The organism is Oleiphilus sp. HI0128 (genome assembly GCF_001635365.1).
This window is the reverse complement of record NZ_LWGG01000296.1, coordinates 1-1499: the sequence shown is the minus strand read 5'-3', so window position 1 is coordinate 1499 and position 1499 is coordinate 1. Positions and strand designations below refer to the sequence as shown.

The 1499-nt window shown below is 39.9% G+C and carries 2 protein-coding genes; both read right to left on the bottom strand.

Annotation, left to right across the window (positions count from 1 at the left end; translation table 11 throughout):
• Window positions 1-39: 39 nt before the first annotated feature.
• Window positions 40-813: a TrbC family F-type conjugative pilus assembly protein gene (locus A3763_RS03800; RefSeq protein ID WP_068634359.1), complete on the bottom strand. Its 774-nt coding sequence runs from the start codon at window positions 811-813 to the stop codon at window positions 40-42.
• Window positions 814-1499: TraU family protein (locus A3763_RS03795; protein ID WP_197482743.1), on the bottom strand; the 686-nt coding region annotated here is incomplete at its 5' end.

The window sequence follows — 1499 nt, the reverse complement described above, 5'->3', positions numbered from 1 at the left end:
CAATGACGTATTTTAGGTAGCTATCTTGAATTGCTTTTTTCATGATTGATTAAGTCCTTTTTCAACTCCACGCAGAATATCTATTGGCAACTCAAGAGCTTTGTCTTCGCTAATATCATAAAGTGCTGATAACAAGCCTCTCAACTCTGAATCGCCATAGACAACGTGACTACTCTTTTTGGGTTGGCCGGTATTGCAATAAAAATCACCGGAGTAATTGGTTTCAAAGGTTAATGCTGGAACCTGGTTAATTTTGTTTTCAGCAAATCTCTTTGGATCTATTCGGATAGCTATATTTAAGCGCTCACAAGGTTTATCAGGTTTATCAATACAGCTCATATCACGCTTAGTAACATCTCTGATAAATCGAGAGGTAGGCAGCATCTTGCTGATGCCTCCAATTGGCCCACGAATAAGAATTGTGCCTTGTATTTTGTGGAGGTCTAGTGCATAGCGGTGGATAACTTCTTTAGGCATAGAGCTTGAGACATACAATAGAATGCTATGTCCTTTGGGCAAAATTCGGCTTTCATCTGTTCTATTTTTATTTGGTTTTTCAATATCAATGCCAAGTGAGTCACCAATTCTTTCAGATAGTTCTGCCTGTCTAGCTATATATTGTTCTGAGTTAATGTACTTTTCTATTTTCTCTAGGCTTTTTTCATGGTTTTGATTATTCAGCTTTGTTTTATCGACGAGTTTTTGTACTTTTGATTTAAACGCTTTAGTTGAGTCTTCAACATGCTTGGAAACATCTATTTCTGCCAATGCAGAGCACGATATTAATAACAAAAACAAAGTAGTTAAACGCATTTAGTTTCCTCCCATTGTGCAGCAATCTACTTTACGCCACATCATGAATGACATGTCATTATCAAGCTGGTCTGCTGGTAGGCCAGATGTCCAGACAAGTTCAGGGTATCCAAAGGGGGCGCATTTTCCTTGTCTCATTGGGCTCCATAGATGGAAGCGATAACGGCTTTTCGTCCAGATTGTTTTATAGTTGCTGTAACAGCCATTAGGCGCATACTCTTTAAGAAGTCCGTGGCGGCCCATAATATAGATCCCTCGTGCTGCATTGTCGGCATTGGCTCCAACAACATTGTCGCCAATGGCTGTAGCAGAAATCGGATATAGTTGGCCAGCCCCAAGGCAATAAAAAAGGCTATCAATTGGTGTGGCCGTTGTTACTGCTACTGCATCAGCAATACATGCTAATGTTGTGGCAGGGTTAGAAAGTAGTAATGTTTCGGGGAAAACGTTTAGCGAAAGTAAGTCATTTTGAAAAAATGGGAGGACTTCTGAAACGGATGCTAGATCTAGTTCTTCGCTGTTCTTTAAACAAGGTAAATCTCCAAACATATCGAGTAATTTGAACACTGGAAACGTAATGTAGTGAATATTTGATTTTACTGCTTTACCAGAGCTGCCACTGGCACGAGCCCCATCAAGCATGTAGGGAGCAGCTAAATCTAACTTGAGATCAAAAGGAACTATGT